This is a genomic window from Arthrobacter sp. cf158 (assembly GCF_900106835.1).
Taxonomy (GTDB): domain Bacteria; phylum Actinomycetota; class Actinomycetes; order Actinomycetales; family Micrococcaceae; genus Arthrobacter.
Map to the genome: position 1 here is coordinate 551,473 of NZ_FNNR01000002.1, position 23,735 is coordinate 575,207.

At 62.8% G+C, this 23,735-nt stretch carries 17 protein-coding genes and 2 tRNA genes; 15 read left to right on the forward strand and 4 right to left on the reverse strand.

The window, feature by feature from the left end:
- The first annotated feature begins 183 nt into the window (after nucleotides 1–183).
- From BLW08_RS05610 to metG, 7 genes are all read left to right on the forward strand, one after another.
- A complete protein-coding gene (locus tag BLW08_RS05610; protein WP_090818809.1) occupies nucleotides 184–2,088 on the forward strand; it encodes an acetolactate synthase large subunit in 1,905 nt (634 codons plus the stop codon).
- A 2-nt stretch (nucleotides 2,089–2,090) separates the two neighbouring features.
- Complete coding sequence (ilvN, locus tag BLW08_RS05615) at nucleotides 2,091–2,603, forward strand: acetolactate synthase small subunit (RefSeq protein ID WP_011775174.1); 513 nt, start codon at nucleotides 2,091–2,093, stop codon at nucleotides 2,601–2,603.
- A 111-nt stretch (nucleotides 2,604–2,714) separates the two neighbouring features.
- Nucleotides 2,715–3,740 (forward strand): ketol-acid reductoisomerase, encoded by a 1,026-nt coding sequence (gene ilvC / locus BLW08_RS05620; RefSeq protein WP_090818812.1) that lies wholly within the window; start codon nucleotides 2,715–2,717, stop codon nucleotides 3,738–3,740.
- Between the two features lie 279 nt (nucleotides 3,741–4,019).
- The gene (serA, locus tag BLW08_RS05625) at nucleotides 4,020–5,615 is read left to right on the forward strand and encodes a phosphoglycerate dehydrogenase (protein ID WP_090818814.1); all 1,596 of its coding nucleotides are present in this window, start codon (nucleotides 4,020–4,022) and stop codon (nucleotides 5,613–5,615) included.
- A gap of 213 nt (nucleotides 5,616–5,828) precedes the next feature.
- A complete protein-coding gene (locus BLW08_RS05630) occupies nucleotides 5,829–8,639 on the forward strand; it encodes an FtsX-like permease family protein (RefSeq protein ID WP_091323817.1) in 2,811 nt (936 codons plus the stop codon).
- Entirely contained in the window at nucleotides 8,636–9,391 is a 756-nt protein-coding gene (locus BLW08_RS05635; RefSeq protein ID WP_090818820.1) for an ABC transporter ATP-binding protein, read from the forward strand. Before BLW08_RS05630 ends, BLW08_RS05635 begins: the two co-directional genes overlap by 4 nt.
- A 35-nt stretch (nucleotides 9,392–9,426) precedes the next feature.
- Entirely contained in the window at nucleotides 9,427–10,986 is a 1,560-nt protein-coding gene (metG, locus tag BLW08_RS05640; RefSeq protein WP_091323820.1) for a methionine--tRNA ligase, read from the forward strand.
- A gap of 125 nt (nucleotides 10,987–11,111) precedes the next feature.
- On the opposite strand, the gene BLW08_RS05645 is transcribed toward metG, so the two are convergent.
- From BLW08_RS05645 to BLW08_RS05660, 4 genes are all read right to left on the reverse strand, one after another.
- Entirely contained in the window at nucleotides 11,112–13,556 is a 2,445-nt protein-coding gene (locus BLW08_RS05645; RefSeq protein ID WP_254779701.1) for an ABC transporter permease, read from the reverse strand.
- Nucleotides 13,557–13,583: 27 nt separating this feature from the next.
- Nucleotides 13,584–14,378 (reverse strand): ABC transporter ATP-binding protein, encoded by a 795-nt coding sequence (locus tag BLW08_RS05650; RefSeq protein ID WP_090818828.1) that lies wholly within the window; start codon nucleotides 14,376–14,378, stop codon nucleotides 13,584–13,586.
- Nucleotides 14,379–14,489: 111 nt separating this feature from the next.
- Entirely contained in the window at nucleotides 14,490–15,203 is a 714-nt protein-coding gene (locus BLW08_RS05655) for a response regulator (RefSeq protein WP_090818831.1), read from the reverse strand.
- 4 nt (nucleotides 15,204–15,207) lie between these two features.
- Nucleotides 15,208–16,392, reverse strand: a complete 1,185-nt coding sequence (locus BLW08_RS05660; protein ID WP_254779703.1) for a sensor histidine kinase — start codon at nucleotides 16,390–16,392, stop codon at nucleotides 15,208–15,210.
- A 125-nt stretch (nucleotides 16,393–16,517) separates the two neighbouring features.
- Here BLW08_RS05660 and BLW08_RS05665 point away from each other — a divergent pair, with 125 nt between their 5' ends.
- From BLW08_RS05665 to BLW08_RS05700, 8 genes are all read left to right on the forward strand, one after another.
- Nucleotides 16,518–17,570 (forward strand): 3-isopropylmalate dehydrogenase, encoded by a 1,053-nt coding sequence (locus tag BLW08_RS05665; protein ID WP_090818834.1) that lies wholly within the window; start codon nucleotides 16,518–16,520, stop codon nucleotides 17,568–17,570.
- Between the two features lie 119 nt (nucleotides 17,571–17,689).
- Nucleotides 17,690–18,802, forward strand: coding sequence for a branched-chain amino acid aminotransferase (locus BLW08_RS05670; protein ID WP_091323825.1), 1,113 nt, complete (start codon nucleotides 17,690–17,692; stop codon nucleotides 18,800–18,802).
- Nucleotides 18,803–19,165: 363 nt separating this feature from the next.
- Nucleotides 19,166–20,017: an MBL fold metallo-hydrolase gene (locus BLW08_RS05675; protein ID WP_254779705.1), complete on the forward strand. Its 852-nt coding sequence runs from the start codon at nucleotides 19,166–19,168 to the stop codon at nucleotides 20,015–20,017.
- A 23-nt stretch (nucleotides 20,018–20,040) separates the two neighbouring features.
- Nucleotides 20,041–20,817, forward strand: coding sequence for a fumarylacetoacetate hydrolase family protein (locus tag BLW08_RS05680; RefSeq protein WP_090818840.1), 777 nt, complete (start codon nucleotides 20,041–20,043; stop codon nucleotides 20,815–20,817).
- A gap of 123 nt (nucleotides 20,818–20,940) precedes the next feature.
- On the forward strand, nucleotides 20,941–22,461 hold the full coding sequence (gltX, locus tag BLW08_RS05685; protein WP_090818843.1) for a glutamate--tRNA ligase: 1,521 nt from the start codon (nucleotides 20,941–20,943) through the stop codon (nucleotides 22,459–22,461).
- A gap of 14 nt (nucleotides 22,462–22,475) precedes the next feature.
- On the forward strand, nucleotides 22,476–23,204 hold the full coding sequence (locus BLW08_RS05690) for an HAD family hydrolase (protein WP_091323827.1): 729 nt from the start codon (nucleotides 22,476–22,478) through the stop codon (nucleotides 23,202–23,204).
- A 193-nt stretch (nucleotides 23,205–23,397) separates the two neighbouring features.
- A tRNA-Gln gene (locus BLW08_RS05695) sits at nucleotides 23,398–23,469 on the forward strand.
- Nucleotides 23,470–23,596: 127 nt separating this feature from the next.
- A tRNA-Glu gene (locus tag BLW08_RS05700) sits at nucleotides 23,597–23,672 on the forward strand.
- Nucleotides 23,673–23,735 lie beyond the last annotated feature (63 nt).

The following is a 23,735-nucleotide window of genomic DNA, read 5'->3' on the forward strand; positions in this document are numbered from 1 at the left end:
TTAGAGGGAACACTGAACGCATGATCACATTCGTTACCGTCGGCGTCGTCGTCCTTACCAAGCGCGTGGCTTAGCCCGACTGGTAACGAACCGTCACGCGCAAACCCCTCGAAGAGCCGGAAGGCTGAGGGGTTTTTTTATTCCCAAGACCCACCCATTGAAGATCCACTAAGGAAGAGTCCGATGAGCAAAGGATCGCCGATCAGCCCCTCGCTGATGGCTGCAAAGTCCGCTGGAGCCCACAAAGCTCCGGAAAAGGTCGACCGTCCGGCTGACGCCGTCGTCGTCGACGCTGCTGCACCTCTCTCTCCTGTCCTTGGGCCGAACACCGTTGTACCCCCAACGGTGATGTCCGGCTCGCAAGCAATTGTCCGTTCGCTCGAAGAACTCGGCGTGGACGATATTTTCGGTTTGCCCGGTGGCGCGATCCTGCCCACCTACGACCCCTTGATGGCTTCCAGCATGAATCACATCCTGGTCCGTCACGAACAGGGAGCCGGCCACGCCGCGCAAGGCTACGCCATGGTCACCGGACGGGTTGGCGTTTGCATCGCTACCTCGGGCCCGGGTGCCACCAACCTCGTTACCGCCATCATGGACGCCCACATGGACTCCGTGCCGATGGTGGCCATTACCGGCCAGGTTTCCAGCGGAGTCATCGGTACCGATGCCTTCCAGGAAGCTGACATTGTGGGCATCACCATGCCCATTACCAAGCACTCGTTCCTGGTGACTGACCCCAATGACATCCCTCATGTGATGGCAGAGGCTTTCCACCTCGCCTCCACGGGCCGTCCCGGTCCGGTCCTGGTGGACATCGCCAAGGACGCCCAGGTGGGCCAGATGACCTTCTCCTGGCCGCCGAAGGTAGACCTGCCCGGCTACCGTCCGGTGGTCCGTGGCCACAACAAGCAGGTCCGCGAGGCTGCCAAACTGATCGCAGCAGCCAGCAAGCCTGTCCTGTACGTGGGTGGCGGTGTGGTCAAGGGCCATGCTTCCGCGGAACTGATGGAGTTGGCGTTGGCCACTGGAGCTCCGGTGGTCACCACTTTGATGGCACGCGGCGCCTTCCCTGATTCGCACCCGCAGCACGTGGGCATGCCGGGTATGCACGGTTCCGTCTCCGCGGTCACGGCACTCCAGCAGGCTGACCTGCTGATTACGCTCGGCGCCCGCTTTGATGACCGCGTGACCGGTGTCCTGAAGACTTTCGCTCCCTTTGCCAAGGTTATTCACGCCGATATCGATCCCGCGGAAATCTCCAAGAACCGTACGGCCGATGTCCCGATAGTTGGCTCCGTGAAGGAAATTATTCCGGAACTCACTGAAGCCGTGAAGACCCAATTCGAACTGAGCGGAACACCGGACCTGGATTCCTGGTGGGCCTTCCTGGGCAACCTCCGGGACACATACCCGTTGGGCTGGACGGAGCCGGAAGACGGACTTACCGCCCCGCAGCGCGTGATCAAGCGCATCGGCGAGCTCACGGGTCCCGAAGGTATCTACGTTGCCGGCGTTGGCCAGCACCAGATGTGGGCTGCCCAGTTCATCAAGTACGAACGGCCCCACGCCTGGCTGAACTCCGGTGGCGCAGGAACCATGGGATACTCGGTTCCGGCAGCCATGGGTGCCAAAGTGGGTGAACCGGACCGCGTGGTCTGGGCCATCGACGGTGACGGTTGCTTCCAGATGACCAATCAGGAACTGGCCACGTGCGCCATCAACAACATCCCGATCAAGGTCGCCATCATCAACAACTCCTCGCTGGGCATGGTCCGTCAATGGCAGACACTGTTCTACGAGGGCCGCTACTCAAATACGGATCTGAACACCGGCCACGACACCATCCGGATTCCGGACTTCGTGAAACTGGCCGACGCCTATGGCTGTGCAGCACTGCGTTGTGAGCGCGACGAAGACATCGACGCCACCATCCAGAAGGCGCTCGAGATCAACGACCGCCCGGTGGTCATCGACTTCGTCGTCAGCCCCAACTCGATGGTGTGGCCGATGGTGCCGTCCGGCGTCAGCAATGACCAGATCCAGGTTGCCCGCAACATGACCCCGGAATGGGAAGAGGAGGACTAGGCATGAGCCGCCACACACTGTCCGTTCTGGTAGAAGACAAGCCCGGCGTGCTGACCCGCGTGGCCAGCCTCTTCGCCCGGCGCGCATTCAACATCAATTCCCTTGCTGTAGGACCCACAGAGGTTCCCGGCATGTCCCGCATGACGGTTGTCGTCGACGCCGACGGCGACCTGATCGAGCAGGTCACCAAGCAGCTCAACAAATTGGTCAACGTGATCAAGATTGTGGAGCTGACTTCCGAATCTTCCGTACAACGTGACCACATCCTGGTCAAGGTACGTGCGGATGCCGCGACACGTCTGCAGGTTACCCAGGCTGCAGACCTGTTCCGTGCCGCCGTCGTCGACGTGTCCACAGACTCGTTGGTGATCGAGGCAACCGGTACCCCCGAGAAGCTCGCCGCGCTGCTCTCAGTGCTCGAGCCGTTCGGCATCCGTGAAATCGTGCAGTCCGGCACCTTGGCCGTTGGACGGGGATCCCGCTCCATGAGTGACAGGGCGCTCCGCTCCGCATAAGGGAAGGCAACCCAGGCTTCGGCCTGCGTTGCCTCCATGCTGAGCATCGCGCCCAGTACCGCAGCACCACTATCAATATCTACGAAAAACCACTCAAGAGGAGTTACGCAAGTGACTGAAATGTTCTACGACGACGACGCAGACCTGTCGATCATCCAGGGCCGCAAGGTAGCCATCGTTGGCTACGGCTCCCAGGGCCACGCCCACGCGCTTAACCTGCGCGACTCCGGCGTCGAAGTTGTTATCGCCCTCAAGGAAGGCTCCAAGTCGACCGCCAAGGCCGAGGACGCAGGCTTCACAGTCAAGAACGTTGCGGACGCCGCCGAATGGGCAGACGTCATCATGATCCTGGCACCGGACCAGCACCAGCGCTCGATCTACAACGACTCCATCAAGGACAAGCTGACCGAGGGCAAGGCACTGGCCTTTGCACACGGCTTCAACATCCGCTTCGGTTACATCGAGGCGCCGGCCGGCGTTGACGTTATCCTGATCGCCCCGAAGGCTCCGGGCCACACCGTGCGCCGCGAATTCGAAGCCGGCCGTGGCATCCCGGACATCATTGCTGTGGAGCAGGATGCCTCCGGTTCCGCTTGGGACCTGGCAAAGTCCTACGCCAAGGCCATCGGTGGCACCCGCGCCGGCGTCATCAAGACCACCTTCACCGAAGAGACCGAGACCGACCTCTTCGGCGAGCAGTCCGTCCTCTGCGGCGGCGTTTCCCAGCTCGTCCAGTACGGCTTCGAAACCCTGACCGAAGCCGGCTACCAGCCGCAGATTGCCTACTTCGAGGTTCTTCACGAGCTCAAGCTCATCGTTGACCTCATGTGGGAGGGCGGCATCGCCAAGCAGCGCTGGAGCGTTTCCGACACCGCAGAGTACGGCGACTACGTCTCCGGCCCGCGTGTCATCACCCCCGAGGTGAAGGAAAACATGAAGGCTGTCCTCGCGGACATCCAGAGCGGTGCTTTCGCCAAGCGCTTCATCGACGACCAGGACAATGGCGGCACCGAGTTCAAGGAACTGCGCGCCAAGGCCGAGCAGCACCCGATCGAGGGCGTTGGCCGCGAACTGCGTTCCCTGTTCTCCTGGCAGCAGCAGGACCAGGACTACGTCGAAGGTTCCGCAGCCCGCTGATCGCCACTCCGGCACCAGCACTGACAAACGACGCCCGTCCGGCCACAACAGCCGGGCGGGCGTCGCTGTTTCAGCCGTCATTTCTCCACCGACTTGGCCAGCAAGCCAGGCTGTGAACTTCTTCACAACGGCTACCGGTCCGGCCGTAACATCACTCGCCGGCACCGGAAACCCCGCCCGGATTCGATATTCTGGGCTGGTCCCGGCGCCGTGCCCGGGCCACGCATCCGCTCCTTGTCCAGTTCTGTCCCAAAGTTGTCCAAAGTAAGGTGCCACCCCGTGTCAGCCAGCAAACCCGTCGTCCTCCTCGCTGAGGAACTTTCGCCCGCCACAGTCGAGGCATTGGGCCCGGACTTTGAAATCCGCCAGACCGACGGCGCCGACCGTTCCCAGCTGCTGTCTGCCATCGCTGACGTTGATGCGATCCTGGTCCGCTCGGCCACGCAGGTGGATGCCGAAGCAATCGCCGCGGCCAAGAACCTCAAGGTCATTGCCCGCGCCGGTGTAGGCCTGGACAACGTGGACATCAAGTCCGCCACCCAGGCAGGCGTCATGGTGGTCAACGCCCCGACCTCCAACATCGTCTCGGCCGCAGAGCTCACCGTGGGCCACATCCTGAGCCTCGCCCGCCATATCCCACAGGCCAGCTCCGCGCTGAAGAACGGCGAGTGGAAGCGCTCCAAGTACACCGGCATCGAGCTGTTCGAGAAAAAGATCGGCATCATCGGCCTGGGACGCATCGGCGCGTTGGTTGCCGCCCGTCTGCAGGGCTTCGAGACCGAAATTCTCGCCTACGACCCCTACATCACGTCTGCCCGCGCGGCGCAGTTGGGCGTCAAGCTGGTCACGCTGGATGAACTTCTGCAGAATTCCGATTTCATCACCATCCACATGCCCAAGACCCCTGAGACTGTAGGCATGCTGGGTGCTGACGCCTTCCGCAAGATGAAGGAATCCGCCTACGTCATCAACGTTGCCCGCGGTGGACTGGTGGACGAAGAAGCGCTCTATGTCGCTCTGAAAGAGGGACAGATTGCCGGCGCCGGCGTGGACGTTTTCGTCAAGGAACCGAGTACCGACCTCCCGTTCTTTGAGCTGGACAACGTCATCGTCACTCCGCACCTGGGAGCGTCCACTGACGAAGCCCAGGAGAAGGCCGGCGTCTCCGTTGCCAAGTCCGTCCGCCTGGCACTCGCTGGCGAGCTTGTACCGGATGCCGTGAACGTTGCCGGCGGAGTCATCGCACCTGACGTGCGTCCCGGCATCCCGCTGATTGAAAAACTGGGCCGGATCTTCACCGCGCTGACCCACGCGTCCTTGACGCAGATCGACGTCGAGGTCGCCGGCGAGATTGCTGCACTTGACGTCAAGGTGCTTGAGCTGGCCGCACTGAAGGGCGTTTTCGCTGATGTCGTTACCGAGCAGGTCTCGTATGTGAATGCTCCGGTCATCGCGGAGCAGCGCGGCATCAACACCCGTCTGATCACCACGCCGGACGCTGAAGACTACCGCAACGTGCTGACCATCAGGGGCGCTCTGAGCGATGGCTCACAGATCTCCGTCGCCGGTACCTTGACCGGACCCAAGCAGGTGGAGAAGCTGGTAGGCGTCAACGGCTATGACGTGGAAATCCCCATCAGCGAGCACTTGGTGGTGGTGGCCTACGCCGACCGTCCGGGCGTCATCGGAACCATCGGACACATCCTGGGCATGAACAACATCAACATTGGTGGCATGCAGGTGGCCCGCCAGACTGAAGGTGGCCAGGTCTTGGCGTTGCTGACCATCGACAGCTCTGTTCCGCAGCAGGTACTGGAGGCCATCAAGGCCGGTATCGGCGCTGACATGGTCCGCGAAGTGGACCTGGAGGACTAGAACTGCTGATCCCCATCAGCTAAGTTCGCGTGCCGGCGACACACCTTTGGCACGCAGGAGTGGCCGGTCTGCTTACAATGGCTGGGTCCGGGATTCGGACCCGGCAGCAGGCCGGCCACAACTTTTTGCACATACAGCCCGGTATTCCTCTGTGTTTTTCGAGGAATCACGGACCATGTGTGCGCGCCCGCAATCAAGGTCTCAGGGAGCCCAATGAACGCCGTCCAAAGGTTCATCAGAAGCCGTGTGCTGCTGCTGACCGCGGCCATTTTGATCGTCGCAATGTGCTTGTCCGTCCTCGTCCAAAGCCAGTCGCAGGCTGCTTTGAACCGGACTGTGGATGAGAACTCGCGGGGACTCTACGACATCCTGGTCCAGGCGAAGCCTGACCAGACTCAAGACGGCGACGGCGGTGCATTGATCCAGCCGGAAATAGCGAACGGCCAGGGTGGCATCAGCTTTGACCAGCTGGAGAAGATCCGGACCATGGGACAAACGGCTGTGGCCGCCCCCATCAGCCTGGTTTCCCGCGTATCCCAGAACCTTGAGGCACCCCGCCTCAACGCCATGGATTACCTCGGCTACAACGCCGGCCTCGCAGGGGCTGTGACTGCGGGTGACCCCTCCGCCATGGACTCCAGCAAGTGGCCTGCAGCGGAATCCGTGTTGTCCGACTCACCCAAGAAGTACCGTCTGACCGCTTCAGCGACGAGCTCCGATGGCGTGAACCAGCAAACCCTGTTCAAGACCAGCGCTGAAGGCACCCTGGGCAAGGGCCGCCTGATCCAGGAACAGGCAGCAGGCGGCACGAACGTACGGATCGCAGGCCCTGAAGGTGAGACAGGTGTTAAGTTTCCTGCTCCGGCGCTTGGATCCGAGCACAACCTCTTCAATCTTTCCGTGGCGCTGCCCCTGGCGCCTGAGGTGACAGAATCCGTCGTCGCGGTTGATCCTGCCGCCGAAAGGGCGCTCCTTGGCTCTGCGGGTGACTTCCTGGCACCGCTGGAGAAGGCGCCGCCGGCCGATGCCCGTGACGCAGGCGCCATCGGTCGCCACTTCGAAAGCCTCTTCACCACCGGTCTCAGCATGGACCAGCTGGAAGAAGGGCCGGACTTCCTTGGCGTGAAGCTCAAATACTGGGCTCCGCTGATGACGCAGTACCAGCAGGCCAAGCGTGATGGCTTGCTGACTGACGACTCGCAGGCCATCCCGCTGATTGTCCGCTCCGGTACTTCCCTTGATCTGCAGTACTCGGTGAAGATCGAGGAACTGGACGCCAGTGGCAAGGTCGTCAAGGAAGTCGGGACCGTGACGCGGTCCTTGGACAAGGATTACCTCCCGTTCGTCTCCAAATCCCCGTTTGCCCTGGAATGGCCGGGATCCACTGATCACAGCAAGCTGCTGGGCAGCACTGCTTCGTTCAGCCAGGGCCTCTACAACCCGGCCACGTGGAGCACGGCTTTCGCGGCCGCTCCGCAGTACAAGGACGGCGACGAAGCCGCCAACGGCGCATCGGACAAGAGCGCCACTCCGGGGGACTGGGTCACGGTCAACCGCCTGCCTGAGAAGTCTTCCTTCGGCGCGGCCGTGGACCAGACGCAGCGCAAGCCTGTCGACGAACGCTCCTACCGGGAAGACCTGGAAACAGGCAAGAAGCCGGCCGCTCCGCTGCCCATGGTGTACGGCACCTTTGACCCCGCTGACGTCCAGGCCGCGGCCGGAGACGTCAACAAGCTTCCCCTGGGTGGCTACGACCCCGCTCCGATGACCCTCAGCAAGGACGCCGACGGCAAAGACGTTGATGGGACCGAACTGAAGCCCTCGCTCAGTGCCACGGGCCTGGTTAGCCAGTCCGCCGGCGCCATCACCGATTACTACGGACTTGCAGCAGCCCGAGGCTACGACACCAACGCCAACGTCATCGACGCCATCCGTGTCCGTGCCAGCGCAACCGGCAACTGGAAGACGGCGCAGCCTGAGGTAGAGAAGCTGGCCGCACAGATCCGCGACCTTGGCCTCGAAGCCACCGTGGTTGCCGGTTCCGCCCGCGAAGATGCCAACATCTTCGTCCCCGGTTACAGCAAGGACGACGCCGGCAAGGAGTCGCCGCTGGGCACTGTCCAGCAGTCGTGGGTACGCCAGGATGCGGCCGACGCCGTCTCCGGCTCGCTGACCGGCACCAACATCACGCTGCTCTTCCTGACACTGCTGGGGGCTACGCTCCTGACGGGTGCCTCCACCGTGAGTTACATCCGCCAGCGCCGAAGCGAAGCCGGGATTCTCCGTGCAATGGGTTGGACGCAGAAACGTATCCGCTCGTGGGTCCTCGAAGAATTTGCTGTGGGCGCGGCTGCGCTTGCGGCGGCGGGAATTATCCTGAGCCTGCTGAGCTGGAATGTGGCCACCGTGATCGTGTCCGTCACGATGCTGGTGATCTACTGCGGCGCTGCCTGGCTGGCGGCCCAGCAGTTGCGCCACCGCGTGGTCATCGACCAGGAACCGCAGCACGATGACCGCTTGGTGACAGTGGACTCGCCGTTGACGTTCGCCAACAGGCAGCTCACCACCAATCGGTTCAATTCGGTTTCCTTGGCGGTGGCAGTTGGAGTGTTCGGCGCGGCAGTTGGTGCGTTGATCGCACTCCTGATCGACATCCCACGTGCTGCCGGAGCCAGTGCGCTCAGTGGCCTGGCCGCTGCCAGCATTGCCTTGCCCAGCGTCATCCTCGCCGTCTTCGGCGTGGTTGTTGGCCTGCTGCTCACCCTCGTCACTGGACGTTTCGAACTCCACGCCAAGAGGGAGTACCTCGGTACCCTCCGCGCCATGGGCTGGAACCCGGACATGCTGGGTCAGGTCCGCTTCTTTGAAAACGCACTTGTAGGCACTGTGGCACTTCCCCTGGGTGTCCTCGGCGCCCTTGGGCTGGGACTGCTCCTGGCTCCCTACGCGGCTCTCTGGGCCGGACTGGCCGGTCTGCTGGCCGTAATTTGCTGGATTCCGATTGCAACGAAAGTAGTCAAATGACTGACAACCTCAACCCCGAGCTGACGCCCACCCCGGAGTCCACGGACGAGTCGCTGCAAACCCGCGCCAACACCATCGTGAAGGCCGCGGACCACGCAACTCCCTTGGAACTGAGCCGTGTCACCATCCACTACGGTGGCGACAAGGGCGGTGCCGAGGAAGTCGACGTCGTCGATGACTTCAATCTCACGCTGCACGCTGGAGAGATGCACTGCATCGCCGGCCGAAGCGGCTCCGGCAAGACCAGCATCCTGACGGTGGGTGCCGGCCTCACACTGCCTACCTCGGGCAAGGTCTTCTGGGAAGGCCATTCCCTGGAATCCATGGGCGATGATGAGATCGCTGACCGCCGACGTGCCCTGATTGGGTACGTGGACCAGGGCGGTGCTTTGATCGACGGCATGAGCGCCCTGGAGAACGTCCTGCTCCCTGCCGTACCGGACGGCGAAGTGGAGCAGCGCACTGAGATGGCCAAGGACCTCCTGGACCTGGTGGGTCTGGGACGCCGCATGCGCCACCGTCCCGCCCAGCTCTCCGGCGGTGAGCGCCAGCGCGTGGCCATCGCCCGCGCCCTCATCCTGGGTACCCGTGTGCTGGTGGTGGACGAACCCACAGCCAGCCTTGACCGTGCCGCGGCCAACCGGATCATCGGCATCCTGAAGGACACCACCAGCGACGGCATCGCTGTGCTGGTTGCTTCGCACGACCATGAGCTGGTGCGGCTCAGCGATTCGCTGACCGAGCTTAACTAACGCTATTTCATTCCAAAAAAAGGTAACTTCTTAGAGTGACGTCTCCAGAGAAATCCCCGTTCTACATCACCACCGCAATCAGCTACCCCAATGGCGTGCCGCACATCGGCCACGCCTACGAGGTCATTGCGACTGATGCCATGGCGCGCTTCAAGCGCCTGGATGGCCATGAGGTGTTCTTCATGACCGGAACGGACGAGCACGGACTCAAGATGCAGCAGTCCGCTGAGAAGGAAGGCATTACTGCCAAGCAACTCGCGGACCGCAACTCTGCTGCCTTCAAGCAGATGAGCCAGGATCTGGGCATCTCCCATGATCGCTTTATCCGCACCACGGACCAGGACCACTACGCCGCCTCGCAGGCCATTTGGAAGAAGATGGAAGCCAACGGCGACATTTACCTGTCCAAATACGAGGGCTGGTACTCGGTCCGTGACGAGGCGTATTACGTCGAGGACGATACCGTGGTGAAGGAGGACGGCCTCCGTTACTCCAAGGAGACGGACACCTTGGTGACCTGGACGGCTGAGGAAAGCTACTTCTTCCGGCTTTCCAACTACCAGGAGAAGCTCCTGGCGCTCTATGAGGAACAGCCTGAGTTCGGCGCGCCGCAGTCCCGCTTCAATGAGGTCATCAGCTTCGTCAAGCGTGGCCTGGAAGATCTGTCCATCAGCCGCACCACGTTCGACTGGGGAGTTCCTGTCCCTGGCGACCAGAAGCACGTCATGTACGTGTGGGTTGACGCGCTCACCAACTACTTGACGGGCGTTGGCTACCCGGATGTGGATTCAGAGTCCTTCAGGAAGTTCTGGCCGGCCGACGTTCACGTCATCGGCAAGGACATCTCGCGCTTCCACGCGATCTACTGGCCCGCATTCCTTTTGAGCGCGGGGCTGGAGCTGCCAAAGCGCGTCATGATCCACGGCTTCCTCACCAACAATGGTGTGAAAATGTCCAAGTCTCTGGGCAACGTTGTGGCACCGCAGGATTTCGTGGCGCAGTACGGCCTGGACCAGTGCCGGTACTTCTTCCTGCGCGAAGTTCCGTTTGGTGCGGACGGCAACTACAACCACGAAGCCATTGTGGGTCGTATGAACTCCGACCTCGCCAACAACTTCGGCAACCTTGCCCAGCGTTCGCTGTCCATGGTTGCGAAGAACTGCGAGGGCAAGGTCCCGGTACCCGGCGAGTTCACAGCAGAGGACGAGGCTTTGTTGGCGCAGGCCGCCGGGTTGCTGGAAACCGCCCGTTCTGCGTTTGACAAGCAGGAATTCAGCCGCGCGCTGGAAGCCATTTGGACGGTTCTTGGTGACACCAATGCCTACTTCGCTGAGCAGGCTCCGTGGGTGCTGCGCAAGACGGATATCGACCGTATGAACACGGTCCTTTACGTCACGCTGGAGGTTGTCCGGATCGTGGCGATCCTGGTGCAGCCGGTCATGCCGTCGTCGTCGGCCAAGCTCCTTGAGGTCCTGGGCCAGCCCGAAGGTGAGGCGCGCCAGTTTGCTGCCATCGGCACACCGATCGTTGCCGGCACGGTTTTGCCGGCACCGGCGCCGGTCTTCCCTCGGTACGAAGAACCTGTCGAGGCTTAAGGCCCGACGCTCTCTCGCGTCCCGCCGTCAGACGCGAAACGCTCTCTCATCACCAACCGGTTAGCCGGCAGGGGGTGAGAGAGCGTTTCGCTTTAAGGGTGTTTAGGTGAGAGAGCGTCGGTTCCTTAGGCGGTAGCGAGGCCTTCCACGGGCGATAACCGTGCCGCCCGCCGGGCAGGGATCACCGACGCCAGGAGTCCGGCCACCACCGCGACGCCAAACACTGCAGCCAACTGCAGCCACGGGACTGCCGGAACAACGGTGGCCACGCCGCCCAGGGTCGCCTGGGCGCCGAGCCAGCCGTAAACGATTCCCATGCCGGCTCCCATAATGGCGGCTACGCCTGCGACGAGCACAGCCTCGATGGCCAACATCCCGCGGAGCTGGCCTTTGGTCAGGCCGAGTGCACGGAGGAGTGAGTTTTCCCGTGTGCGTTCGAAGACGGAGAGGGAGAGGGTATTGGCTACACCGATCAGGGCGATGACTACCGCCACGCCGAGCAGCCCCGTGACCACCAGCAGGAGGACGTCGATGATGCTGTTGAACGTGACGCGCTCGATCGCGGCCCCGCTGACCGTGCGCTCCTGCACTCCCAACGCTGCGGCAACTTCTTTCTGGATGGCCTGAACCCGGTCTGCTGACACGGAGTCGTCCAGTTTCACCCACACCATGGCAGGTGTTTCCGGCAGGGCGGCGGACGGGATGCTGGCACTCTCCACGAACGGTGGCACGTGGCGGGTCCGCAGAACCTTAGCGTCGAGCGATACGTTGCCGGACGCCGTCTTGATGGTGGCAGGGCCCTCAGGGGAGTCTTCAGGCAGGTAGACCGTACCCGGAGTCGGCTTGAGGTGGTTGTCGCGGAGGACCGAGCCGGCATCTGAGGCGCTGAGGCTGTAAATCGTGCTGCCGCCATCGGGCGTCGTGGCATCACTCAGCGTTCCCACCGGTTGGAGCAGCACCGCAGCGCTCACGCCGTCGAGGGCTTTGATTCGGGAGACAGCATCGCCGGGGTCGCGTCCACCGTCCACGGCGGTCTGCGCGGACAGGTCCACCGGGTAGTTCTCGGCCAAGGTGTCGTTGAACGCCTGCCGGGAGGTGGCTGCTCCGGTCATCATGAGCGACACCAGGGTGACGCCGATCAGCAGCGCAGCAGCTGTCGCCGAAGTGCGGGCGGGGTTGCGCGTGGCGTTGACAGCGGCGAGCTTGCCCGGAACGCCGGCCGGAGCTGCCAAGCGCCCGGCCAGCGACACAACGGTGGGGATGAACAGCGTGGAGCACAGCAGGATTCCCACGAACGAGGCCGCGCCACCCAACAGTGCGAGCGGAAGCGACACGTTCATGCTGCCGTACACCAGGAGCGTAGAACCACCCGCCAGGGTGATGAGGCCCAGTATCAAGCGGAACTTGCCGCGTCGGTTCCGCACGGATGCGTCATCGGCAGGCCGCAAGGCGGCAAGAGGTGCGACGGCGGTCGCGGCCTTGGCGGGCACCAGCGCCGCCACCACGGTCAGCGAGGTTCCGGCCACCAGGCCGGCAATGATGGCCGACGGCGGCACCGCCAACGTCGCGAAGGCTTGCTCGGGTTGGGACTTGGCCCAGGCAATCAAGCCCGTCATCAGGCCCGTCGCGGCCAGGACGCCCAGTACCGAGGAAATGAAACCAACCACGAGTGCCTCGAGCATCACCGATCCGCGGATCTGCGAACGTCCGGCGCCCAGGCAGCGCAAGAGTGCCAGTTCCCTGGTCCGCTGGGCCACCAGGACGGAGAACGTGTTGGCCACCACCAAGGTGGAAACAAGGATAGCCACACCGGCAAAGGCCAACAGGACAACTGTGAGCTGGTCCTGCCCGGCACTCAGCATGGCCACAGTGGAGGTGACCTTTTCCTGGGCGGTTTCCAGCACAGGCTCAACGGCACCCGCGGCCTCCATACGGTGGGCGATATAGTCCTTGGCCGCAGGCACATCTTCGCCAGGCTTGAGCGTAAATTGCAGACCCGAGTACCCGGCTCCTGCATCCTGCACGGCGTTCAGCACGCTCTCCGAAGCAATCAACTGTGCCGCAGACGACGAGAAGGGATCGTTGGTGGCCTGGATCAGGCCCGTGATGGTCACCTTGGCATTCTTGACAGGCCCGGCACCGTGCAGCTCCAGAGTGCTGCCGACGGAGAGACCCAGGTGCGCGGCAGTTTTCAAATCGACGGCTGCGTCCAAGGCGCGTGAGGGCATGGAACCCGAGGAAAGGACGGCACCTTCCAGGGAAGTGGGGGCTACATTGCGGAGACGGCCATACTGCTCGCCACCGCCGGCCTCGAACGTCACGTACGTGGATCGCTCGGCATAGCTGTCTTCCACTGCGGGGGAGGAAGCAGCAGCATCCACCGCAGCCTGGGTAAATGCTTCGCCGTTCTTGGACGTGGCAACGAGGTCCGCGTTGCGGTAGGCCTCGCCGAGACTTGCACCCAGCGATGCGTTGGTGCTCGCGCCCACCATGAGGGTGGAAGAGAGGAACATGACGGAGAGCATCACGGCCAGGCCGATGGCAACGAAGCGCCGGAAATGCGTCGTCAATTGGGAAAGGGCAACACGCAACATGCCTCAGGCCCCCAGCTTGCCGAGGGCGGCCAGGACGGAGTCTGCGGTGGGGTTGTGGATTTCGCCCACCAGGCCACCGTCGTTCATCAGCACTACACGGTCGGCGTAACTGGCGGCAACGGGATCGTGGGTGACCATGATGATGGTTTGGCCCATCTCCTGGCTGCTCCGCCGCAGGAGGGCCAGGACTTCTCCGCCTGCCTTCGAATCCAGGTTGCCGGTCGGCTCGTCGCCGAATACGACGTCGGGCCGCGTCAACAGTGCTCTCGCCACGGCGACACGCTGCTGCTGGCCACCGGACAACTCATGTGGGCGGTGTTTGAGCCGGTCCTTCAGGCCAAGCGTGCTGACAACGGTATCCAGCCACCCGGCGTCGGCGGTGGTACCCGCCAAGGCAAGCGGAAGCGTGATGTTCTGCTCCGCAGTCAATGTAGGCACCAGGTTGAACGCCTGGAAGACAAAGCCGATCCGCTCCCGCCGCAGCGCCGTCAATTGACGGTCATTGAGCCCCGTGAGCTCTGTTCCGCCCAGCACAATACGTCCGGAATCCGCCGTGTCCAGTCCTGCCAGGCAGTGCATCAGCGTGGATTTGCCTGAACCGGACGGGCCCATGATGGCAGTGAATTTGCCGGCGTCGAAGCTCACTGAGACTTCGTTCAGGGCCGTCACAGAGGTATCGGCGCGGCCGTAGCTCTTGGTCAGCTTGAAAGCCTCGACGGCCGGACGGGCCTGGGCGGCGTCCGATCCCGCGGGGCGGCCGGTACCTGACGGGTGGGGGAGTGGCGTGAATGTTGTCATGGTTCCACGCTATGTTTCAGCCTTGCCCGGCGGGATCGGGCCATGGGCCCATTATCAGGAAGCCCTGCTCATACCCTGGTCTGAGTCCGGGGACAGCCCGGGATGAGGCCGTTAACCCCCGGGCGCCACGATCCCTGTCTCGTAAGCGATGACCACTACCTGCACCCGATCCCGTGCGCCGAGTTTCGCCAGGATATGGCCCACATGGGTCTTCACCGTTGCCTCGGAAAGGAACAGACCCGCCGCAATCTCGGGATTGGACTGTCCCTGTGCGATCAGCTGGAATACCTCTCGCTCGCGGGCAGTGAGGCGCTCCACGGCCGCGGCGTGCTCACCCTGCTCGGGAGTCTGGGCCCGGAGCAGAGGTGCCACATGGTCCAGCAAGCGGCGCGTGGTGGAAGGCGCGATCACTGCGTCCCCCCGGTAAACAGTGCGGATAGCCTCCAGGAGTTCCTCGGGTGGCGCATCCTTCAGGAGGAACCCGCTGGCACCTGCCTGGATTGCGGCAAGGGCGTACTCATCGAGGTCGAAGGTGGTCAGCACCACAATCTTGATCTCGGCCCGCTGGGAGCCAGAGGGCTGTGCCGCTGCTTGCTCCAGAATTCGTCGGGTTGCCTCTATGCCGTCCATGCCAGGCATGCGGACATCCATCAGGACCACATCGGCTGCAGTGGCGCTCAGCGCTTGGACAGCCTCGATCCCGTTGCCTGCCTCGGCAACGACTTCCAGGTCCGGCTGCGAATTGATCAGCATGCCAAAACCTGAACGGACCAGGTGCTGGTCATCAACCAGGGCCACCCGGATGGGTGCAGGAACGTCAGACATGGGTTTAGGCCTCCGAGTAGGGGATGAAAGCGGACACACGGAAACCGCCGCCCTGTTCGGGGCCAGCGGCCAAGGAACCATCGTAGAGGGAGACGCGCTCGCCCATTCCCCGGAGCCCGTTGCCGCCCCCTGCCGACGGCGGATCAGCAGCGGCGCCCCGGCCGTCGTCGACGATGTCCAGTTGCAGGCCGCGGGCCTGCCACGTCAGGGTGACGCCCGCCGTCGCCTTCGGCCCGGCGTGCTTCATCACATTGGTGAGGGCTTCCTGAATGATGCGGTACGCGGTGAGCTCGGCGCCGGCGGGGAGAGAACGGCGGGGGACTCCTACCTGTTCAAACGCGACCTGCAGGGTGGCGGCCCGGAATCCGAGGAGGAGCTCGTCCAAATCTGACAGGCGGGGTTGCGGACGGGTAGGGGAGTCGTCGTCGGAGCGGAGTACGCCCAGCAGCCTGCGCATTTCCCCCAGCGAGTCCCTGCCCGTGGCCGCGATGGTGGCCAGCGCTTCGGTGGCGAGCTCCGGTTTTGCCGCGGCTGCGTATCGGGCACCGTCGGCCTGGGTAATGATGACGGACAGCGAGTGGGCCACGATGTCGTGCATTTCCCGCGCGATGTGGGAGCGTTCATCGGCCGCAGCCAGTTGGCGCTCCTGCTGCTGCTCAACTTCAAGCCGTCGGGTCCGGTCCTCCAGCGCCCGAAGCTGGAGCCTGCGGACGCGTGTGAGGTCACCCAGCGTCCAGCTCACCAGCACCAGCATCCAGATCAACACCGTGTAGAGCGCTCCGATGGTGAGCCCCATGATCCCTGACTCGGCGGTACTGGAGTACTCGCGGGTGGTCAGCATGATGCCACCCAGCATTCCGGCCACCAGGACTGTGCGGCTTGCCCACGCCGGGCCGTAGGCCGCGGTTGCGTAGATGACCAGCGGGACCGCGATCTGGCCGGCTACGGGCTCGGAACCCACCGCCCACTGGATCAGGCACACCAGAATGACGACGCCGGCTGCAACGGCCGGGCGCGTGCGTCGCCAAGCGAGCGGAAGCAGGAGGCTGCAGGAAAGGACAAAGAGCCAGGGCCGTGAGGCCAGCAGATAGACCGGACCAAAAAGGAGTATCAACAAGGACGTCGCCGTCATATCCACTTTGAAGCGGTTGATCCGGAACCATTCATATACTGCGTGCCTTCTGTCCACGCTACGACTCTATGCGCTTGGTCCGGAGGCGGGCATCATGCCGTGGTCTGAATCGGCACGACGTCGAGTGTTCGCAGAATGAGACGATTTTGACCAGCATGTGGATTGCTTGGCTAGATAGAGCTATGAGTGCATCGTCCATCAATCTCGCTGTCATCCCCGGCGACGGCATTGGCCCAGAGGTCATCGCCGAAGCTGTCAAGGTCCTGGAAAAGGCTGTCGCTACCGAAGGCGTCTCCCTCGAGCTGACCAATTACAAGCTCGGTGCCCAGCACTGGCTTGAGACAGGTGAGACCCTCCCCGACGAGGTCCTGGCAGACCTGCGCACCCGCGATGCCATTCTTTTTGGCGCAGTGGGAGCAGCCCCGGGCGATACACGCATCCCTTCGGGCATCATCGAACGCGAGATGCTGCTCAAACTCCGTTTCAGCCTGGACCACTACGTGAACCTCCGCCCGTCCCGCCTCTACGGAACGGTCGGCAGCCCCCTGGCCAACCCCGGGGCGATCGATTTCATCGTGGTCCGCGAAGGCACGGAGGGCCCTTACGTGGGTAACGGCGGCACCCTGCGTGGCGGGACTCCCCACGAAGTAGCCACTGAGGTTTCCCTCAATACCGCCCACGGCGTTGACCGCGTGGTGCGCGATGCCTTCCGCCGTGCCAGCGAGCGTCCGCGCAAGCACGTCACGCTGGTCCACAAGCACAACGTACTGGTGTACGCCGGTCACTTGTGGAAGCGAACCGTTGAAGCTGTGGCCCAGGAATTCCCGGAGGTCACTCACGATTACCTGCACATCGATGCTGCCACCATCTTCATGGTGACCGATCCTTCCCGCTTTGATGTCATCGTCACCGACAACCTCTTCGGCGACATCCTCACCGACCTCGCTGCAGCCGTTACTGGCGGCATTGGCTTGGCGGCATCGGGCAACATCAACATGGACCGCACAGCACCGTCCATGTTTGAGCCCGTCCACGGCTCCGCTCCGGACATCGCCGGACAGCAGAAAGCCGATCCCACCGCGGCCATCCTCTCCGCAGTGCTTCTCCTGGACCACCTTGGCTACACCACGGCGGCCCGCAAGATCGAGGCGGCAGTAGTCGCCGACGTCGAGAGCCGCACCGGCGAGCCACGCAGCACAGCTGCCATTGGCGACGCTATTGCGGCCGCACTTTAGGCCCAATACTCAGGCGTAAGCTTGTCTTGAATTATTTACCTGCTTCCCTGGTCCATCGCTGAACCACACCCTTTTTGGGGCCCGGTTCGCCCTGCCAGGTAGCTGACTGTGGAGGAAACATGACTCAGACTGCCCATGGCGTCGAATTCAGCCAGCAGCTTTCGGAAACCCCGAAGTCTGCTGAGGAGCGTGCAGCCGTCCTGGCGAACCCGGGATTTGGCGACTACTTCACCGACCACACCGCCGTCGTCGACTACAAAGTTGACGCCGATGGCAATGGCGGTTGGCAGAATGCCCGGATCGAGCCGTACGGACCCATTTCCCTGGACCCCTCGGCTGCGGTCCTGCACTACGGCCAGGAGATCTTCGAAGGACTCAAGGCCTACCGCCACGCCGACGGCTCGGTGTGGACCTTCCGGCCCGAAGCCAACGCTGCACGCCTGAACAAGTCGGCACGCCGCCTCGCCCTTCCTGAGCTGCCCGAGGAGTACTTCCTGGGCGCTATCCGGGAACTGGTGCAGGCAGATAGGGAATGGGTTCCGTCCGGCGACGGCGAAGCCCTGTACCTGCGTCCGTTCATGATTGCCACGGAGGCATTCCTCGGAGTTCGGGCTGCCCGCGAAGTTTCCTTCCGGGTTATCGCTTCACCCGCCGGCAACTACTTCGGTGGCGAGCTCAAACCTGTCTCCATCTGGATCTCCCGTGAATACGCCCGCGCGGGCCGCGGCGGAACGGGTGCGGCCAAGTGCGGCGGCAACTACGCTGCTTCGCTGATCGCACAGCAGGAAGCCGAAGCAAACGGCTGCAAGCAGGTGCTTTTCCTGGACCACTTCAACGACGACGCCGTGGAAGAACTGGGCGGCATGAACGTCTTCTTCGTCATGAAGGACGGTTCCCTGGTCACTCCCGCGCTCAGCGGCACCATCCTGGAAGGCGTGACGCGCATGTCCGTTATCCAGGTGGCCAAGGACATGGGCCGTGAGGTCACCGAGCGCAAGATCACCCTGGACGAGTGGCGCGACGGCGTCGCTTCCGGCGAGATCACCGAGGTCTTCGCTTGTGGCACTGCAGCAGTCATCACGCCGATCGGTGTGCTCAAGGATGCCACCGAGTTTATCGGCGCCGAGGATGCCAAGGCGGGCGAAACCACCATGGCCATCCGTGAGCAGCTCCTGGGCATCCAGACCGGCACCGTCGAGGACACCCATGGCTGGCTGACCCGATTGGTCTAACCAACGGATTTCCCCCGCACAACTGAAACGCACGAAACGCACGACGGCGGTCCTGCCTCTTGGTCACCAAGCGGCAGGGCCGCCGTCCTGCATCCCGGACGCTCTCTCACTGTTCGTCGCTTTTTGGTGGATGCTCTCTCACCTTTTGTCGTCTTTTGGTGGATGCTCTCTCACTGTTCGTCGCTTTTTGGTGGTCGCTCTCTCACCGTTTGCCGCTTTATGGCGAACCTTCACTCTTCCGCCGCGAGCCGATCCCTGGGGGTGGTGAGAGAGGGTTGGTGTGGTGGGGGTGTTTGGTGAGAGAGGGTTGGTGTGGTGGGGGTGTTTGGTGAGAGAGGGTTGGTGTGGTGCCAAGATGGGACAGTGACTTCTGAATCCATGGCGACTCCCGGCAACGAAACTCCCGGCCCCACATCTTCCGGCTTTGGCTCCTCCCCTCAACGCGGCAGCGACTCTTTGCAGCGAAGCAGCGAGCTCACTCGATTCCGGCTGGCCCCCAACCCCGGTCCGATGAGTCTTGACGGCACCAACTCATACGTCATAGGCGCGCCGGGCTCCACCCGTGTGGCTGTGGTAGACCCAGGCCCGGAGGACGAACAGCATTTGTCCGATTTGGCAGCAGCCGGCGTGGTGGATGTAGTACTTATTACTCATCGCCATGCCGACCATACCGAGGCTTCTGCGCGCTTCCACGAACTGACGGGGGCGCCGGTCCGGGCTCGGTCCGCCGAGTATTGCCATGGTGGTGACCCCCTCCACGATGGCGAAGTGCTGCATGTGGGCGGTGTCGAAATCCGCGTTGTAGCCACCCCTGGCCACACGTCCGATTCGCTCTGTTTCCACCTGCCCAAGGATGGGCCCACGGGTTCCGTCCTCACAGGGGACACCATCCTGGGCCGCGGTACCACAGTGCTGGACTATCCGGATGGCAAGCTGGGGGACTACCTGGCGAGCCTGGACCGCTTGGAAGCACTCGGCGCCGCGACACTCCTGCCGGCCCACGGACCGGTGCTGCCAGCGCTGGACGAGAAGTGCCGCGAGTATCGGGACCACCGTGAGCAGCGTCTTGACCAGATCAGAACAGCCCTGGAAAACCTGGGACAGGACGCGTCAGTCGAGGCGGTCACGGATGCTGTGTACCCCGACGTCGACCCGTCCGTTCGGTGGGCGGCCGAGACTTCCGTGGCTGCCCAGTTGGATTACCTTCGAGGCTGAGCGCTGACGGTAGGCTTGAGCCCATGCGTATCGCCCGGTTTGTAGTTGATTCTGATCCCCTTTACGGCGTTGTTGAAGGCGAGCCCGGCAGTGAGGAAATCACTGTCATCAACGGCGACCCCTTCTTCAACGGCGTTGAACGTACCCATGTGAAGCACAAGCTCGAGGACGTGCGGCTCCTGGCGCCGATCATTCCGCGCAGCAAGGTGATCGGCGTGGGCCGGAACTTTGCGGAGCACGCCGCGGAACTCGGGAACGAGGTTCCCCAGCAGCCGCTGCTGTTCCTCAAGCCCAATACGTCCGTGATCGGCCCAAACGATCCCATCATCCTTCCCGAGTTCTCCGAAGAAGTGTCCTTCGAAGCTGAGCTGTGCGTCGTTATTGGCCGCATCTGCAAGGACGTCCCGGAGGAGCGCGCAGACGACGTCATCTTCGGCTATACCTGCGGCAACGACCTCACCGCCCGTGATGTTCAGAAGACCGACCTCCAGTGGGCACGCGCCAAGGGCTTCGACACTTCCGCCCCGCTGGGTCCGTGGATTGAGACGGAACTCGACCACGAAGACCTGTCCATCCAGGGACGGCTCAACGGTGAACTTCGCCAGGACGGCAGCACCAACCAGATGATTCGCGGTGTTCGCGAGCTCGTCTCGATTGTCTCCCACGCGTTTACGCTGCTCCCGGGGGACGTCATCATGACAGGTACCCCGGCCGGTGTCGGCCTGGTCAGCGAAGGCGACCGCTTCGAGGTGGAGATCGAAGGCATCGGCCGGCTCTCCAACCCGGTGGTCCGCCGCTAGGCGCCCAACCGCAAGCTGGAGCCCGACGGCGGCACGCACTTTTCGTACGGAAGGTGCGTGCCGCCGTCGGGCACTTCCAACGGGGAAACCGACGCGGTGCCAAGCGGTAAAGTTGGAACCACTATGACTACTGCTTCTGCGTCGAACGCTGCCTCCAGCGCCATCCCTGCCGTCAACGCCGAGACTCCGGTCCGCGTCCGTTTCTGCCCGTCGCCTACGGGAACCCCGCACGTTGGCCTGATCCGTACGGCCCTGTTCAATTGGGCCTATGCGCGCCACACAGGCGGCAAGTTGATCTTCCGCATTGAGGACACGGACTCTGCCCGTGACAGCGAGGAGAGCTACCACCAGTTGTTGGACGCCCTCAAATGGCTCGGCATCAACTGGGATGAGGGCGTGGAGGTGGGCGGCCCGCACGAACCGTACAGGCAGTCGCAGCGAGGTGACATCTACCAGGACGTCATTGCCAAGCTCAAGGCCGGGGGACACGTCTATGAGTCCTATTCCACTCCTGACGAGATTGAAGCCCGCCACAAGGCAGCCGGCCGCGACCCCAAGCTGGGCTACGACGGATTCGACCGCCACCTGACAGAAGAGCAGCTTGCCCAGTTCAAGGCCGAGGGCCGGGAAGCTGTGCTGCGCCTCCGCATGCCGGACGAGGACCTCACCTTCAACGATCTTGTCCGCGGCGAAATCACCTTCAAGGCCGGCTCGGTTCCCGACTTCGCGGTGGTTCGCGCCAATGGTGCTCCGCTGTACACGCTGGTGAACCCGGTGGACGACGCGCTCATGGGGATCACCCACGTCCTTCGTGGCGAGGACTTGCTGAGCTCCACCCCGCGCCAGATTGCGCTGTACCGCGCTCTCTACGCGATCGGTGTTGCGGAGTACATGCCTGAGTTCGGCCACCTGCCATATGTCATGGGCCAGGGGAACAAGAAGCTTTCCAAGCGCGACCCCGAGTCGAGCCTGTTCCTGCACCGCGAGCGTGGCTTCATCCCCGAGGGCCTGCTCAACTACCTCTCGCTGCTGGGCTGGTCCCTGAGCGCGGATGAGGACATCTTCACGGTGGAGCAGCTGGTGGCCAACTTCGACATCCACGATGTCTTGGGCAACCCGGCGCGCTTCGACATCAAGAAGGCCGAGGCCATCAACGGAACCCACGTCCGGATGCTTGCGCCGGAGGACTTCAAGGAGCGGCTGGTTCCGTACCTCCGCGCCGCCGGTTTTGTAGGGGAGATCCTCACTCCGCGGCAGGAAGAGATCCTCGCCGAGGCGGCTCCGCTGGTCCAGGAACGCATCACCCTCCTTGGCGAGGCTCCTGAAATGCTGGCCTTCCTGTTCAAGGCCGATGACGCCATTGACGTTGCGGACGACGCCCGCAAGGGCCTCCCGGCCAATCTGGAGGAAGTCCTGGACGCGGCCATTGCGGCGCTGGAGCCCATCCAGGACTGGAATGCCGAGAACATTCAGGCGGCGCTGAAACAAGCGCTCGTGGAGGATCTGGGCATCAAACCGCGGGCGGCCTTCGGGCCAGTGCGCACGGCCATCTCCGGCCGCCGGATTTCCCCGCCGCTGTTCGAGTCCATGGTGATCCTCGGCAAGGATTCCTCGCTGGCCCGCGTTCGCGCCTTCCGCGGCTAGAAGCGGCACCCGTCATGGCGATTGCAAGCTCTTTCGGTACTATCCGCGGTGTTCTGTTCGACATCGACGACACTTTGGTGGACCTTGAGTACGCCATGACCACAGCATTGCGTGACGTCAGTGAACATCTCCTGCCCGGCCTTGACCAGGCCGGGTGGGTGAAGTTCGGGCGAATCTTCACGCACGAAACCACGCATTTCTACGACCGTTACCTGGCCGGCGAGCTGACCTTTAACGAGCAGCGGCTGCTTCGCGGCAGGGCTGCATTGGGTCATTTTGGTGTGGAACTGGCGGAGGGCGAGGCGGCGCAGGCCTGGGTCATGGAGTACCACCAGCGCCAGACGGCTTACGTGCGGCCTTTTGATGATGTCCAGGATGTCCTGGATGAGCTCGATGCCGCAGGGATTCCCTATGGAGCTGTGAGCAACAACGTCCATGACTACCAACGCGCCAAGCTGGATGGCGCGGGCCTGTCGCGGATCAAGATCCTCGTCGGAACAGACACCGTGGGCGTGCCCAAGCCGGATCCGGCAATCTACCTCGAAGGTGTGCGCCTGCTTGGCACCAATCCGGGCGAGACCCTTTATGTTGGTGACAACCGGCTCCTCGACGCCGAAGGAGGAACGGCTGCCGGCCTGGTGGGCGTGTGGCTCAACAGGACCGGTGAAGTAGTGGACGAATTCAAGGGGCGCCAAGTGGATTCGCTGTCCCGGCTGCTGGTCAGGGCTTCCACCGCGGCATAGGGCTCCCACGGACATCCAAGGCCCCCATGGCACTGAGTGCCTCCGCGGCGGGCCGGGATTCATGTGATGCAGGTAACGCCTTCTCGATTTGTGCAGGTGGCAAGACTCCGGTAGAGTCATTACTCGTGCTGAGGGGCACGGAGGGAAAAGTCAAGGGAAACCGAGACGAGGAACTCCGGTCCAAAAGTCACTTTGGGATATGGTGTAATTGGCAACACTACGGTTTCTGGTACCGTCATTCTAGGTTCGAGTCCTGGTATCCCAGCTCTGAAAATCCGCGTAAACACGCGGATAATTCGGAACTACCAAGTCGCTAAGGCGATTTGGAGAGAAGCTGAAAGTATGAAATACTCATTCAGCTTGATCGCCGGAAACGGTGATAAAAAGTGCAAGGCCCCATCGTATAGCGGCCTAGTACGCCGCCCTCTCACGGCGGTAACGCGGGTTCGAATCCCGCTGGGGTCACCAACAAATCCCCCGGAACCACGGTTCCGGGGGATTTCTTTTTTCCTCTTCCGCCCGCCTCAGCGC

Coding starts and splice junctions, on each gene's coding strand:
- BLW08_RS05610 (WP_090818809.1), top strand. CDS start 184: ATGAGCAAAGGATCGCCGATCAGCCCCTCGCTGATGGCTGCAAAGTCC.
- ilvN (WP_011775174.1), top strand. CDS start 2,091: ATGAGCCGCCACACACTGTCCGTTCTGGTAGAAGACAAGCCCGGCGTG.
- BLW08_RS05630 (WP_091323817.1), top strand. CDS start 5,829: ATGAACGCCGTCCAAAGGTTCATCAGAAGCCGTGTGCTGCTGCTGACC.
- BLW08_RS05635 (WP_090818820.1), top strand. CDS start 8,636: ATGACTGACAACCTCAACCCCGAGCTGACGCCCACCCCGGAGTCCACG.
- BLW08_RS05650 (WP_090818828.1), bottom strand. CDS start 14,378: ATGACAACATTCACGCCACTCCCCCACCCGTCAGGTACCGGCCGCCCC.
- BLW08_RS05655 (WP_090818831.1), bottom strand. CDS start 15,203: ATGTCTGACGTTCCTGCACCCATCCGGGTGGCCCTGGTTGATGACCAG.
- BLW08_RS05665 (WP_090818834.1), top strand. CDS start 16,518: ATGAGTGCATCGTCCATCAATCTCGCTGTCATCCCCGGCGACGGCATT.
- BLW08_RS05670 (WP_091323825.1), top strand. CDS start 17,690: ATGACTCAGACTGCCCATGGCGTCGAATTCAGCCAGCAGCTTTCGGAA.
- BLW08_RS05680 (WP_090818840.1), top strand. CDS start 20,041: ATGCGTATCGCCCGGTTTGTAGTTGATTCTGATCCCCTTTACGGCGTT.
- gltX (WP_090818843.1), top strand. CDS start 20,941: ATGACTACTGCTTCTGCGTCGAACGCTGCCTCCAGCGCCATCCCTGCC.
- BLW08_RS05690 (WP_091323827.1), top strand. CDS start 22,476: ATGGCGATTGCAAGCTCTTTCGGTACTATCCGCGGTGTTCTGTTCGAC.